The 13,274-nt window shown below is 65.9% G+C and carries 13 protein-coding genes; 10 read left to right on the top strand and 3 right to left on the bottom strand.

Annotated elements, in window-relative coordinates; translation table 11 throughout:
- Positions 1-10 precede the first annotated feature (10 nt).
- A complete protein-coding gene (locus M7H45_RS04150) occupies positions 11-1,114 on the bottom strand; it encodes an efflux RND transporter periplasmic adaptor subunit (protein WP_408832452.1) in 1,104 nt (367 codons plus the stop codon).
- A 263-nt stretch (positions 1,115-1,377) separates the two neighbouring features.
- Between M7H45_RS04150 and M7H45_RS04145 the strand changes: the two genes are divergently transcribed.
- The gene (locus M7H45_RS04145) at positions 1,378-2,064 is read left to right on the top strand and encodes a TetR/AcrR family transcriptional regulator (RefSeq protein WP_298214988.1); all 687 of its coding nucleotides are present in this window, start codon (positions 1,378-1,380) and stop codon (positions 2,062-2,064) included.
- Here M7H45_RS04145 and M7H45_RS04140 read toward each other — a convergent pair.
- Positions 2,028-3,494: an FAD-dependent oxidoreductase gene (locus tag M7H45_RS04140; protein ID WP_298214987.1), complete on the bottom strand. Its 1,467-nt coding sequence runs from the start codon at positions 3,492-3,494 to the stop codon at positions 2,028-2,030. The genes M7H45_RS04145 and M7H45_RS04140 overlap by 37 nt on opposite strands.
- A 70-nt stretch (positions 3,495-3,564) precedes the next feature.
- On the opposite strand from M7H45_RS04140, the gene M7H45_RS04135 reads away from it, so the two are divergent.
- A complete protein-coding gene (locus M7H45_RS04135; protein ID WP_298214986.1) occupies positions 3,565-4,803 on the top strand; it encodes an allantoate amidohydrolase in 1,239 nt (412 codons plus the stop codon).
- 11 nt (positions 4,804-4,814) lie between these two features.
- On the opposite strand, the gene M7H45_RS04130 is transcribed toward M7H45_RS04135, so the two are convergent.
- Complete coding sequence (locus M7H45_RS04130; RefSeq protein WP_298214985.1) at positions 4,815-6,032, bottom strand: M20/M25/M40 family metallo-hydrolase; 1,218 nt, start codon at positions 6,030-6,032, stop codon at positions 4,815-4,817.
- A 108-nt stretch (positions 6,033-6,140) separates the two neighbouring features.
- Between M7H45_RS04130 and uraD the strand changes: the two genes are divergently transcribed.
- The 8 genes from uraD to M7H45_RS04090 all read left to right on the top strand — a co-directional run bounded on the left by uraD (position 6,141) and on the right by M7H45_RS04090 (position 13,264).
- Positions 6,141-6,608 (top strand): 2-oxo-4-hydroxy-4-carboxy-5-ureidoimidazoline decarboxylase, encoded by a 468-nt coding sequence (uraD, locus tag M7H45_RS04125; RefSeq protein ID WP_298214984.1) that lies wholly within the window; start codon positions 6,141-6,143, stop codon positions 6,606-6,608.
- Complete coding sequence (locus M7H45_RS04120; protein WP_298214982.1) at positions 6,605-6,913, top strand: hydroxyisourate hydrolase; 309 nt, start codon at positions 6,605-6,607, stop codon at positions 6,911-6,913. The genes uraD and M7H45_RS04120 overlap by 4 nt, the downstream gene beginning before the upstream one ends.
- Positions 6,885-7,826, top strand: coding sequence for an allantoinase PuuE (gene puuE / locus M7H45_RS04115; RefSeq protein ID WP_298214980.1), 942 nt, complete (start codon positions 6,885-6,887; stop codon positions 7,824-7,826). Before M7H45_RS04120 ends, puuE begins: the two co-directional genes overlap by 29 nt.
- 150 nt (positions 7,827-7,976) lie before the next feature.
- Positions 7,977-8,516 (top strand): hypothetical protein, encoded by a 540-nt coding sequence (locus M7H45_RS04110; RefSeq protein ID WP_298214978.1) that lies wholly within the window; start codon positions 7,977-7,979, stop codon positions 8,514-8,516.
- Positions 8,517-8,591: 75 nt separating this feature from the next.
- The gene (locus M7H45_RS04105) at positions 8,592-9,470 is read left to right on the top strand and encodes an N-acyl homoserine lactonase family protein (RefSeq protein WP_298214976.1); all 879 of its coding nucleotides are present in this window, start codon (positions 8,592-8,594) and stop codon (positions 9,468-9,470) included.
- 297 nt (positions 9,471-9,767) lie between these two features.
- A complete protein-coding gene (locus M7H45_RS04100) occupies positions 9,768-11,252 on the top strand; it encodes an aldehyde dehydrogenase (protein ID WP_298214974.1) in 1,485 nt (494 codons plus the stop codon).
- An 81-nt stretch (positions 11,253-11,333) separates the two neighbouring features.
- Entirely contained in the window at positions 11,334-12,104 is a 771-nt protein-coding gene (locus M7H45_RS04095; protein ID WP_298214972.1) for an SDR family NAD(P)-dependent oxidoreductase, read from the top strand.
- A 2-nt stretch (positions 12,105-12,106) separates the two neighbouring features.
- Positions 12,107-13,264: an acyl-CoA dehydrogenase family protein gene (locus M7H45_RS04090; RefSeq protein WP_298214970.1), complete on the top strand. Its 1,158-nt coding sequence runs from the start codon at positions 12,107-12,109 to the stop codon at positions 13,262-13,264.
- Positions 13,265-13,274: the final 10 nt, after the last annotated feature.

Genomic DNA, 13,274 nt, shown 5'->3' with positions numbered 1-13,274 from the left:
TGCTTGCGGCTCAGGCGGCGGGATTGGCAGCGAATTGGGCGGTCTCGTCCACGGGCGTCACGGCCTTGCCGACGGTCGCGTTCTGCTGCCCGTCCACCACCACCCGGTCCCCATCCTTCAAACCGCTCGTCGCCAGCCAATAATTGCCGACATTCTGCCCGGTCTGGATCACCACTTGCGAGACGACGTTCTGCGCGTTGACGAGCAGCACCACCGGATCCCCATGGGTGTTGCGGGAAACGGCCTGCTGCGGGACGAGGATGGCCGCCTTGTCGGTGCCTTCATCCAGCTTGGCATGAACATACATGCCCGGCAGAAGCAGATGCTGGGGGTTGGGAAAGAGCGCCCGCACCAGCACCGTGCCGGTGGTTTGATCCACATTGACCTCGGCGAATTGCATCCGCCCGTCCAGCGGATAGGTGCTGCCATCCTCCAGCGTCAGCGTCACCTTGGCCGAGCCATCCGGGGCGAGCACGAGCCGCCCGGCCGCCGCCTCCTGTTTCAGCCGCAGCCAGTCGGTCGTCGATTCGTTGACATCGACATAGATGGGATCGAGCGTGGTGACGGTGGCGAGCGGCGTGGTTTGATAGGCGGTGACCAGCGCGCCGGGGGTGACCGATGAAGCGCCGATGGTGCCGGAAATGGGCGAGTAGACCTTGGTGTATTGCAAATTGATGCGCGCGGATTCGATCTGCGCCTTGGCGGAGGCGATCTCCGCCTCATCCTCGCCGACCGCGGCCACCGCGTTATCGTAATCCTGCTGGCTGACCGCCTGCGCCGCCGCCAGGGGTTTGTAGCGGGTCGCCTGCGCCCGGTCGGCGGTTAATTGGGCCTGGTAGCGCTTGAGGGTCGCCACCGCGTTGTCATAGGTCGCCTGATAGGGGGCGGGGTCGATCTGGTAGAGTTGCTGCCCGGCCTCCACGTCGCCACCCTCGATGAACAGGCGCTTGAGGATCACGCCGCTCACCTGCGGGATGATCTGGGCGATCATCACGGAGCTGGTCCGCCCCGGCAGATCGGTGGTGCGTTGCACCGCCTGCGGGTGGAGGGTGACCACGCCCACCTGCGGCGGCGGCGGCGGCGGGGCGGGCTTCTTTCCGCACCCCGCCAACATCAGGCCGAAAATCAACAGGGACGCCGCCGCCGGCAGCCGCGCGCGCGGACGGGAAGACATGTTCGCAGGCATATTCACCTCAGACCCGAAGCCTCATGGAAAAGCAGCAGAGAGACGCCAGGCCGTGGCCACAAACAAGGCGCCAGACAAACGAAATAAGCCCCGTTACATTTACAGTACTTCCTGGTACTGGTAATATGGCCTTCATGGCGCTGTCAAGCCGAGCGTCCAGGGCAACAGACATACCGGGGGTCGAAACTCAAATGAATTCCACGGTTCCTGCGAGGATGGGCGATGCCGGGCGCTGCCGGGGACGGCCGAAAACCAGGCCGGACGCGGCCCAGCGGCGCGCCATCGTCGAAATGGCCTGCCAGCTTTTCCTCGAAAAGGGTTATGGCGCCACCACCACCGACGAGATCGCCGCCGCCTGCAAGATCTCCAAGCAGACCCTCTACCGCCTGTTTCCTGGCAAGCCCGGGCTGTTCAAGGAAGTCATCGCCGCGACGCGGGCCAAATGGCTGAATTTTCCGGTGGACGAGACGCTGCCGCTGGACGCGGCGCTGGAGCGGATGTTCCAGGCCTCGCTGGATGAGGAGGCGGACCGCGTCCGGCTCGGGCTGCTGCATCTGGTGGTGGCCGAGGGCGGACATTTTCCGGAATTGCGGGAGGCGGTGCGGCTATGCGGGGCGGAGGTTTCGCGCGCGGAGCTCGCGGGCTGGCTCGCCCGGCAAAGCGCGAGGGGGCGGCTCAAGCCCTGCGACCCGCGCCGCGCCGCCAATATCCTGATGGACATGGTTTATGGCGCCATCATCGTCAAAAGCACGGGCGAGGTGGAATACCCCGCCGGCGCCGAGCGGGTGGAGCATATCCACGCCTGCATCCAGATGTTTCTGCATGGGCTCGCCGTCCCGCCTCAAGGCCAGGTTCCGGTGAACTCCTCCTCCGCATAGGCTTTGTAATCGGCGAGGATCTCCGCCGCGTCATCCGTGAAAAGCTGCGAGACGATGCCGTAGGTGAGTTTGGGCACCGCGAATTTCATGCCCGAGAGGGCGGAGGCGGAAAGTCCCAGGCTGGCCAGCGCGGCGTAGTTGAAATTGAACAAGCCGTGCAGCCGCGCCGCCGCCGCCGGGCTGCGGGGGGTGAAGGCGAAATCCGGCTGGAGATAGGGATGGTCATCCACCAGCGGATTCGGCTTGGGCGGCTGGTATTTGTCCCGCCAGCAGGCAATGTCCCCGGCCAGAAGGGCGAGTTCCGGGCGCAGCCGGGCATCGGTGAGCAGCCCGGTGGACAGCACGAGGAAATCGAAGACGTAACCCCCTTTCGGCGTCGTCACCTCCACCCCGGCGGGCGTCTCGCGCACCGCGAGCCAGGGTTCGCCGGGGTGAAAGGTAAAGCCGGGATAGGCGGCGGCGCGGCTGAAGGTGTCATTGGTGGGGGGCTGGTTGAAGGAGAGGAAATGGGAGATGCCGTCATAGCGCTGGGCGTCCGAAAGATCCGAGAAATGGCCAAGGAACCCGGCCGACTCCATGATGCGGATGGGATTGACGCGCGGCAGCGCCGCGCGGCGGATGAACACATCCACCGCCGCCGCCCCCGCGCCCAGCGCGTATTGGGCGTTGTCGAAGGCCGAGGCCCCGCCGCCGAGAATGCCGATTTTACGTCCCGCCAGGGCGGCGTAATCCACCGCCTCGGCGGTGTGGGCGTAGCGCGATTTCGGCAGGGCCTTGATGAAATCCGGGGTATGCCACTCCCCCCCGCCCTGGATGCCGGTGGCCAGCACCACCTTGCGGGCGAGGAAAAACCCGCTCTCCGGCGCGCCCGGCCCCGCCGCCCGCACCCGGAACAGCCCGCGCCGCACCGGCTCGATCAGGGTGGCGCGGGTCTCGTTGCGCACCGGCAGGCCGAGCGTCTTGCGGTACCAGACGAGGTAGCGCATCCACTCGCCGCGCGGGATCTTGCCCAGGGCCTTCCAGCCTTCCGGGCCGTATTGCGCCTCCCACCAGGCGCGGAAGGTGAGCGAGGGGATGCCGAGATCGACGCTGGTGAGATGCTTGGGCGTGCGTAGCGTCACCATGCGGGCATAAGTGACCCAGGGGCCCTCCTGGCCGGGCGGGTTCTCGTCGATGACCAGGATGTTTTCCACCTTCTCGCGCAGCAGCGCGAAGGCGCAGGCGAGACCGCTCTGCCCGCCGCCGATGATCAGCACGTCATGCACATGGCCTTCCGGGCTGGTATGCGGGCGGACCCAGGGCCGGGCCGGGTAGTCGAGGCATTCGAGATCGTGCCGCACCCGCGCCGAGAGCGCCGCCAGCGCCGAAGCGAGCGGCTGATTGGCACGTGGCTGATTGGCATGATCCATGTCCGGCAACCCCAGTTTCATGAAGGTTCAAAACCAAGCCTAACCGCGCGGCGCATTGCCGGCAATCGCTTTATCCGGCTAGATTTTAGGCATGCCGGACGCTCCGCCCGCCAGCTTGGGCGAAATTGCCCTTTCCCGATGCGACCTGTTCAAACGGCCGCCTTACAGCGAGGAGCCGCGGGCGCTCACCCGCCGCTTTCTCACCCAGGCCCATCGCGCCGCTTTGGCGGCGCTGCAAGGCTGGATGGAGGCGGCGGGCATGGCGGTGCGGCTGGACCCGGCGGCCACGCTGATCGGCCGTTATGAGGGCACGCAGCCCGGACGGACGCTGCTGATCGGCTCGCATATCGATTCGGTGCGCGATGGCGGCGCCTATGACGGCGCGCTCGGCGTGATGCTGGGGCTGGGCGTGGTGGAGGAGCTGGCGCGGCAGGGCCGCCGCCTGCCCTTCGCCATCGAGGTGCTGGCCTTCGGGGATGAGGAGGGGTCGCGCTTCCATGCCTCCATGACCGGCAGCCGCTATCTCGCCGGCACGCTCGCCGCCGATCCCGCCGGCCTCGTGGATGAGGCGGGGGTGACGATGGCGGCGGCGCTGCGCGGCTTCGGGCTGGACCCGGCGGCGCTGCAAGCCGCGCCGGCGCGGAAGGATGTGTTTCTTTATCTCGAGCCGCATATCGAGCAGGGGCCGGTGCTGGAGGCGGAGGGCCTGCCGGTTGGAATCGTCACCGGCATCGCCGCGCAGACGCGCCTCGCCGTCCGCCTGGCGGGCATGGCCAACCATGCGGGCACCACGCCCATGCCTCTGCGCCGGGACGCCTTGGCCGCGGCGGCGGAAGCGGTGCTGCTGGTGGAGCGCATCGCCGCCGCCGCGGGGATCACCGGCACGGTGGGCGCGCTCACCGTCGAGCCGGGCATGGGCAATGTGATTCCTGGACATTGCCAATTCTCCGTGGATCTGCGCGCGCCGCTGGCCGAGGCGCGGGACCGGGCGGAGGCGGAGTTCCGCGCCGGGCTGGCGGAATTATGCGCGCGGCGGGGAATCGCCCAGGAGGTCAGGCTGGTGCAGCGCCTCGCCCCCTGCCTGTGCGATGCCGCCGCGCAGAGCCTGCTGGCGGAGGCCATCGCCGGGCTGGGGCTGCACCCCTTCCGCCTCGCCTCCGGCGCCGGGCATGACGCGATGAGCCTGGCGGCGCTCTGCCCCGTGGCGATGCTGTTCATCCGCTGCCGCGCCGGGGTGAGTCACAACCCCGCCGAATCCGTGAGCGCCGCGGATGCGGAAATGGCCGCGCGGGTGATGCTGGATTTCCTCGGCCGCCTGGAGCGGCGGTGAATGGAACCGCTTCAGCCGGCCAGGAGATCCGCCAAGGCCAGCGCCACCACTTGCGTCGCCCGGTTGAGGTCGGCGAGGGGCAGGCGCTCATCGGCGCGGTGGGCATTGGCCTCCTCCAGGCTGCGCGGCCCGGCGCCGTAAAGCACGGTGGGAATGCCGGCGGCGGCGTAATGGCGGGCATCGGTGTAAAGCGGCACGCCGGCGGTGCCGATGCGCTCGCCGAACACCTCGCTGGCGCGGCGGGCGAGTGCCGCCGCCAGCCTCTCCGCGCCGGGCAAAGGGGTGAGCGGCTGGGCGAAAAGAACCTGGCGGATTTCCGCGCGCGCCCCCGCCACCATGGAAGCGGCGCGGGTGATGAGTTCGCGCAGCCCCTCCTCCACCGCCGCCGGGTCCTCCTCCGGGGTGAGGCGCCGGTCCAGCCGCAGCGTCACCTTGTCTGGCACCACGTTGGTGTTGATGCCGCCCGCGATGAGCCCGACCGTGAGGCCGGGCGCGCCAATGCCGGGAAAGCGCGAGACATGGGTGCCAAGACGCGCCCGCTCCGCGTAAAGCGCGCTCAGCACGATGGCCGCGGCTTCCAGCGCGTCGATCCCGGTTTCCGGCCGGGCGGCATGGGCGGAGCGGCCCAGCAGCGTCACCTCCAGATGCAGGCAGCCATTATGGGCGGTGACCACGCTATAGGAGAAGCCGGGGGCGATGGCGTAATCCGGCTTGGTCAGCCCTTGCGCCAGCAGCCAGGCGGGACCGATCGCCCCGCCCGTCTCCTCGTCGTGAGTGACATGAATCTCGACCGTGCCGCGCAGGGGCAGCCGGCTCTCGCGCAAGGCGCGCAGGGCAAAGGCGTAGGTGGAGATGTCGCATTTCGAAACCGCCGCGCCGCGCCCATACATCCAGCCCTCGCGGATTTCCGCGCCATAGGGGTCGGCGGTCCAGCCCTCGCCGGGGGGAACCACATCGCCATGGGCGCTGAGGGCGATGGTGGGGCCGGGGCCGAAGCCGTGGCGGATGATGAGATTGACGCAGCTGACCATGCCATGCATGCGCACGAGCGGCTCCGGCACGCTATGCCGCTCGACCTTGAAGCCGAGCTCCTCCAGCAGGTCCGCCGCCAGCCGGGCATGGGGAGCGCAATCGCCCGGAGGATTGTCGGAGGGCTGGCGCACCAGCCGGGCGAGAAACTCCGCCTGGGTGGCGGCGTGGGCATCCACGAGTTCAACGAGGTGGGTCATCTCCTCTCCAGGCTAGCCGCTTTTCGGTGAGGCCGGAAGAACCGTTGCGCGGCGGCGCGGCGCGGGCCAGTATGAGGCCGCGCTCTGGTTGAATGCATGGAGTCCGGCTTGATTACTGAAGCGGCCCCGTTTCTTAGCCTGTTCGAGCATTCCCCCTGGGTGGTGGAGCGCGCCTTCGCCGCCGCGCCGTTTCCGGACAAGGCGGCGCTGCACGCGGCGCTGATGCGGGTGGTGGAGGACGCCACCCCGGCGGAGCAGCTGGCGCTGATCCGCGCCCACCCGGAACTTGGCGCCGGGCAAGCGCCGCTCACCGCCGCCTCCGCCAGCGAACAGGAGGGCGCCGGGCTACGCGCGCTGAGCCCGGAAGAGCATGACCGCTTCATGGCGCTGAACACCGCCTATAGGGAGAAATTCGGCTTCCCCTTCATCATCTGCGTCCGCCGGCAGAAGAACAAGGCGGCGATTCTGGACAGCTTCGCGCGGCGGCTGCAAAACGAACCGGAGGCGGAAAAATCCCAGGCGCTGCGGGAGATCGCCGGGATCGTCTGGCTACGTTTGGAGGATATGGCGCCATGAGGGGGATCACCACCCATGTGCTGGATATCGTGAAGGGCGGCGGCGCGGCGGGAATGGAGGTGGAGCTGCGCGCGCCGGGCGGGCAGCATCTCACCGCTACGTTGGATGCGGGCGGCCGCGCCACGCTGGCGGAGACGCTGGTGGCGGGGGTGTATGAATTGCGCTTCCACGCGGCGGCCTACCGGCGGGCGGCGGAGTTCTACGACATCATCCCCGTGCGCATCCTGGTGCATGAGCCGGAGCGGCACTATCATGTTCCGTTGATTCTGAGCGCGTATGGCTACACCACCTATCGCGGCGGCTAACACCCCCGCCTATCCTCGCGACCTTGCCGGCTATGCCGGGCGGCCGCCGGTGATCTCCTGGCCGGGCGGGGCGCGGCTCGCGCTCAGCTTCGTGCTCAATTACGAGGAAGGGGCGGAGAATTCCATTCTGCATGGCGATAGCGGGGCGGAGACGTTCCTCTCCGAGATCGTGAATGCCGCGCCGGTGTCCGGACTGCGCCACCATTCCATGGAAAGCCTCTACGATTACGGCGCGCGGGCGGGGTTCTGGCGGGTACGGGCGCTATTCGCGGAACGGGGGCTGCCGCTCACCGTTTTCGGCGTGGCGATGGCGATGCAGCGCAACCCGGCGGCGGTGGAGGCGATGTTGAATTCGGGCTGGGAGATCGCCAGCCATGGCTATCGCTGGGTCAATTACCAATACGTGCCGGAGGCGGTGGAGCGCGAGCATATGCAGCGCGCCATCGAGATCATCACCACCCTCACCGGGCAAAGACCGCTCGGCTGGTACACCGGCCGCACCAGCCCCAACACCGCCCGGCTGGTGGCGGAGGATGGCGGGTTTCTCTACGATTCCGATTCATATGCGGATGATCTGCCGTATTACGATCCCAGCTGGGGCCGCCCGCAGCTCATTCTGCCCTATACGCTCGACACCAATGACATGCGCTTTACCGCCGTGCAGGGATTCAATACCGGCGGGCATTTCTTCCGCTATGTGCGCGACGCGATCGAGGCGTTGCGGGCGGAGGGTGCCGCGTGCCCGAAACTGCTCTCTGTCGGACTGCATTGCCGGATCATCGGCCGCCCGGCACGTATCGGCGCGCTGCGCCGGCTGCTGGACCACGTGGCGGGGCTGCCGGATGTCTGGGTGGCGCGGCGCATCGACATCGCCCGCGCCTGGATGCGACAAATGCCACCGCCGGCGAAATAAAAGCCGGAACGAGATTGACCTCGATGGCCGGATGACGATAGGCTTGAGCAAGCCAAAAACTCAAGGGAGCGGTGAAACGCCGAATGATGAGATGATTCCAGCCCCGGAAACATGGAGCACCAAGGCTCGAATTCGAGTGGACGTGACGCCATGCGCTTCCAGACGCTGACCACGGCCGAGGCCGAGGCCGCCTCCGCGAGCGCATTGCTGTGCGGGGAGGTGTCTCCCGAGGTAAAATCGCCGCCGGACGGGCCGACCGTCAATTATGTGCTGGAAATTCGTCCGGCCTTCGATACGCTGCACCATGCGGGCGCGCAGATCGCGGCGTGGTTCATCCTAGCCGAGACGGGCGGAGAGGCGGAGGGGCCGGATCACCCCCTGCTCGCCGCGGCGCGCAGATCTTTCGCGGAGGCCGCGGAAACGATCCGTTCCGTGCGCGCCACGCCGCGGGCCGCCCATCATCACCATCATCTCCGGCGCGCGGAAGCCGCGATCGAAGCGGTTCTCGGCAAGCTGAGCGATGCGCGGCAGTGCCGCGACCCGGCCCGGCGCGATCTGGCGCTGGCACAACTCAAATCCGGCTGGCGGGAGATGCACCATGCCGCCGCCGCGCTGCCCGGTTTCGAGATGGTGCAATTCTCCGGCGCTTGTTGCGCCGTGCACCGCAACGCCCTGGCGCGTGACAATTGACGGTTGGGAATACCGGGGCAGGTTTTTGAACGATCTAAGAAATTCGCAAACAAAACAAAGTGAGGAAATAGGCGCATGACCGATTATTCGATATGGGTTCTGGAATATTCCCAAATCACCCAGATGCCGCGCAGCGCTGTGGTGTATGGCGCCCATAACAAGGGCACATCCAAACTGCCCTATTGCTATGTCCTGCTGAAAGGAAAAGGCCGCACCATCCTGCTCGATGTGGGATATAACAACGTTGATTACGGCGCGTATTTTCATACCGCTTTCGGCAGCAGCAACTGGCACGGCCCGGACGAGGTGCTGGGGGAATGCGGAATCCGCCCCGAGGATGTGACGGATTGCATCATCACCCATGCGCATTTCGACCATATGGGCGGCATCGCGCTGTTCCCCAACGCGACATTCTACGTGCAGGAAAAGGAAATCACCACCTGGGTTTCCTATATGGCGCTGCCCCGCCAATTCCGCTGGCTGATGGGCGCGACCGATCCGGGCGATATCATGCGCGCCGTCGACCTGGCGAAGCAGGGCCGGCTGGTATTGGTCAAGGGGCCGATGGAAGACGTGTTTCCCGGTATCGATCTTCATCCAGCCTATGAAACGCACACCCCCGCCAGCCAGTACATCGTCATTCGCAATGACGGCAAGCGGCAGAGCGCGGATGCCTGGGTGTTCGCGGGCGATCTCGTCTACCAGTTCGAAAATCTCGATGGCGGCACGCCGGATGATCCGTATTACGTGCCGGTCGGGCTTGCCGCCGGCAGTCAGGCCAATCTTGTCTTCACCACCCATGAGATGCTCGGCCGGGTTGGGCACGAAAGCCGGCGGGTCATACCGATCCATGAGGAAGGGTTGAAAGACCGTTTCCCCTCGCGCCAAACCAAGCATGACCTGCGCATCACGGAAATAGCGCTGGCGGACGGAGAAAAAAGCCTGGTGAAATAAAAACATCCGGGGCCGGCGCGCTGGCGCATCGCTCGCCGCGCCCGGCGTCCCGAGCTGGAGCGACATCCGGTCAAATGGATTTTCATTTAATCGGATAAAGTTGCTCGCCGGAGAAATTGTTAGAACGTTTTCCATGACCCGAAGTGAATGGAAAATTCTCGAGCAGGCGAACATATCAGAAATACAAGGATTCGCCTTGACAGATTTTTGCGAAGGTTGGTGAATAGGCGCATCCGTCCAAAAATAAACGGCGCCGCCGGAAGGCGGGAGCCGCCCCGAGTGTAGAGGATACGCCCAATGGACCAGCCATTTGCTTACGTTCAGGACAAGCTGTTCATCGGAGGCGAGTGGGTAGATCCCCTCGATGGTGAACAAGCCGCCTCGATCGACCCGACCACCGGCGCGCCCTGGGCGATGACCGCGTTCGGCGGCAAGCGCGACATCGACCGCGCGGTAGACGCCGCCAATGCCGCGTTGAAAGGCCCCTGGGGGCGCATGGCGCCGACGGAGCGCGCGGCGCTCTTGCGCAAACTCGCCGCGCTGGTGGAGGAGAACGCCCCCCGTATCGCCAAGCTCGAAACTTACGATAACGGCCGCCCCTTGCGCGAAACCAGCGCCAATATCGCGATCGAGGCGCAGTGGTATTATTATTTCGCCGGCATGGCCGACAAGATCGAAGGCCGTATGATCCCGATGAACCAGGATACGGTCGCCTATACGACGCGCGTGCCGATCGGCGTCGTTGGCGCCATCGTGCCGTGGAACGCGCCGACATTGGTGACGACGATGAAGCTGGCCCCCGCCCTCGCCGCGGGTTGCACCATGGTCGTCAAGTCGGCCGAGCATACGCCGGTCACCATGTATGAATTCGCGAAGCTGATCGAGCAGGCCGGATTCCCCAAAGGCGTGGTCAACGTGGTGCCGGGTTACGGCGCGGTGGCGGGGGCGCATCTCGCGGCGCATCCCGGCGTGGACAAGCTGGCCTTCACCGGCGACCACCGCATCGCCCAGGACATCATGCGCGCCGGCGCGGCGAACCTCAAACGCGTATCGTTCGAGTGCGGCGGCAAGGCGCCGCATATCGTCTTCGATGACGCCGATATCGAGCAGGCCACCAACGCGGTATCCCATGCCGGGTTCATGGCCTGCGGGCAGAGCTGCACGCTCGGCTCGCGCATTCTCGTCCAGCGCAAGCTCTATGACCGGATGGTGGAGGAGGTGCGCCAGCGCGCCGAGAAGCTGCGCGTGGGCAACCCGCACGAGCCCACCACCCATATCGGGCCGCAAACCCACCGCGCCCAGCTGGAAAAAACGCTGCGCTATATCGAGATCGGCCGCGCGGAGGGGGCGGAGCTGGTGACCGGCGGGCGCCGCCTGACCGAGCCCGGGCTCGAGAACGGGTATTTCGTCACGCCCACGGTCTTCGCCAATGTCAGGAATGACATGCGCATCGCCCAGGAGGAAATTTTTGGCCCCGTCGTCGCGATGATCCCCTTCGATGAGGAGGAGGAAGCCATCGAGATCGCGAACGGCACCGAATACGGATTGACCGCCGGGCTGTGGACCCGCGATCTCGGCCGCGCCCACCGCGTGTCCAGCGCGATCAAAACCGGCACGGTCTGGGTGAACACGTTCCGCATCCTCGATCCGCGCCTGCCCTATGGCGGTTTCAAGCTGAGCGGCATCGGCCGCGAGAATGGTCCGGAGGCATTGCAGGAATATACCGAGCCCAGAGTGACCATGATCAGCCTCAGCGGCAAATATCCTTATCCCTACGCTTGAGGGGCGCGGAACGCCGCGTGGCGAGCGTGGCCTGCGGCGTTCTGTTTCTGGTTCAGAACAACCGTCAGGAAGGACATCGTCATGGGAAAATTACAAGGCAAGGTGGCCATCATCACCGGCTCCGGTTCCGGCATCGGCAAGGCGGCGGCGGAGCTGTTCGCCAATGAAGGCGCCAAGATCGTCGTCGTCGATTTCAATGAGGCCAATGGCAAGGCGGTCGCGCGGGACATCGCCTCCCGGGGTGAGGCGGTTTTCGTGCAGGCGGATACCGGCAGCGAGGCGGCGATGAAGAAGGTGGCCGGCGAGGCGATCAAGGCGTTCGGCAAGATAGACATTTTCTGGCATAACGCCGGCATCGCCGGGGCGGGCGCCATCGAACAGACCAGCGAGGAGGAGTTCGACCGCCAAATCGCCACCCATGTGAAGGGCGGGTTCTTCGGCGCCAAGCATGTGCTGCCCCATATGAAGAAAAATGGCGGCGGCAGCATTTTGTTCACCAGTTCCGGCTCGGGCATCAAGCCCTCCCCCGCCTCGCCCAGCTATTCCATCGCCAAGATCGGCCTGCGCATGCTGGCCGAGTGCATCGCCCTCGCCTATGGCAAGCACAATATCCGCGCCAATTCCATTTGTCCGGGGCCGGTGCAGACGCCGCTTTGGCCCGCCTTCGTGGGGCGCAACCCGGATGTGATCGCGCCCGAGGATTTGGAGAAGGCCTTTCTTTCCCGCGTGCCCATGGGACGGTTCATAGGAGCAGACGAGATCGCGCGGGCGGCGTTGTTCCTGTGCTCGGACGACGCCGCGGCGATCACGGGCGTTTCGCTGCCGGTGGATGGTGGCTTCACGGTCACCTGAGAATGGATTTCCAGCTCAACGCGCGCCAGCAGGAATTCCAGCTTTCGGCCCGCCGGTTCGCCCAGGAGGAATTGCCGGAGGTCGCGCGCCATTGCGAGCGCACCAGCGAGCCCGTGCCCGATGACGTGCGGCGGCGCATGGGCGAACTCGGCTTCCTCGGCGTCAACATTCCCGAGGAATATGGCGGGGTCGGCGCGGGAAAACTCGACGCCCTCCTCGTGCTGGAGGAATTCGCGAAAATCTCGGCGGCGGTCGCCTTTCCGGTATTCGAAGCCAATTGCGGCCCGGCCCAGACCCTTCTCTACTTCGCCCCGGAATGGCTCAAAAAACAGGTATTGCCGAAGGTCTGCGCGGGCGAGATGATGGTCTCGGTCTCGATGTCGGAACCGGATGTCGGTACCGCGATGACCGACCTCACCACCCGCGCCGTCATCAAGGACGGGCGCATTATCATCAACGGGGTCAAGCGCTGGTGCAGCGGCGCCGGCCACGCCCAGGGTTATGTTCTTTATTGCCGCCTGGCCGACAAGCCGGGCGCGGCGGGCGTCGGGGCGGTGTATTTCGAGAAGGATACCCCGGGCGTGTCCTTCGGCAAGCCCGAGCAATTCATGGGCGCCCGGGGGTTCCACAATGCCGAGATCTATCTGGACGATGTGGAAGTGCCGGTGGAGAATATCATCGTACCGGCGGGCGGGCTGAAAAATCTCATGCGCTCCTTCAATATGGAGCGGCTGGGCAATGCGACCTGCTCGCTCGGCATCGCCGCCAGCGCGCTCGAGGTGGCGCTCCGCTATACCCAGGAGCGGACCCAGTTCGGCAAGCCCCTCGTCGATTTTCAGGCGGTGCAGCTACGGCTGGCGGAAATGAAGATGGATGTCGAGGCGTCGCGCCTGCTCATCCACCGGGCGGCCCAGAACGCCGAGGACGGCCTGCCCTCCCTGCTCGATACCAGCCTGGCGAAATGCTTCGCCAATGAGGCGGTGCGCCGGGTGGTCACGCATGGCGCGCAGGTCATGGGAGCCTGCGGCTATTCCACCGCCTACCCGATGGAGCAGAAAATGCGCGATGCCTGGCTCTGGGGCATTGGCGGCGGCCATATCGACCTGCAAAAGGTCAATATCACCAGTGAGTTGGTGGGACGGCGCTTTTCCCAACGCTGAGAGGCGCCGG

Origin of the sequence: Acidocella sp., assembly GCF_027352905.1 — a bacterium.
GTDB lineage: Bacteria > Pseudomonadota > Alphaproteobacteria > Acetobacterales > Acetobacteraceae > Acidocella.
The sequence above is the reverse complement of the archived record's forward strand: the minus strand, read 5'-3'. Positions and strand labels throughout refer to the sequence as shown.

Coding starts and splice junctions, on each gene's coding strand:
- M7H45_RS04150 (WP_408832452.1), bottom strand. CDS start 1,114: ATGTTGGCGGGGTGCGGAAAGAAGCCCGCCCCGCCGCCGCCGCCGCCG.
- M7H45_RS04145 (WP_298214988.1), top strand. CDS start 1,378: ATGAATTCCACGGTTCCTGCGAGGATGGGCGATGCCGGGCGCTGCCGG.
- M7H45_RS04140 (WP_298214987.1), bottom strand. CDS start 3,494: ATGAAACTGGGGTTGCCGGACATGGATCATGCCAATCAGCCACGTGCC.
- M7H45_RS04135 (WP_298214986.1), top strand. CDS start 3,565: ATGCCGGACGCTCCGCCCGCCAGCTTGGGCGAAATTGCCCTTTCCCGA.
- M7H45_RS04130 (WP_298214985.1), bottom strand. CDS start 6,032: ATGACCCACCTCGTTGAACTCGTGGATGCCCACGCCGCCACCCAGGCG.
- M7H45_RS04120 (WP_298214982.1), top strand. CDS start 6,605: ATGAGGGGGATCACCACCCATGTGCTGGATATCGTGAAGGGCGGCGGC.
- puuE (WP_298214980.1), top strand. CDS start 6,885: ATGGCTACACCACCTATCGCGGCGGCTAACACCCCCGCCTATCCTCGC.
- M7H45_RS04110 (WP_298214978.1), top strand. CDS start 7,977: ATGCGCTTCCAGACGCTGACCACGGCCGAGGCCGAGGCCGCCTCCGCG.
- M7H45_RS04105 (WP_298214976.1), top strand. CDS start 8,592: ATGACCGATTATTCGATATGGGTTCTGGAATATTCCCAAATCACCCAG.
- M7H45_RS04100 (WP_298214974.1), top strand. CDS start 9,768: ATGGACCAGCCATTTGCTTACGTTCAGGACAAGCTGTTCATCGGAGGC.
- M7H45_RS04095 (WP_298214972.1), top strand. CDS start 11,334: ATGGGAAAATTACAAGGCAAGGTGGCCATCATCACCGGCTCCGGTTCC.
- M7H45_RS04090 (WP_298214970.1), top strand. CDS start 12,107: ATGGATTTCCAGCTCAACGCGCGCCAGCAGGAATTCCAGCTTTCGGCC.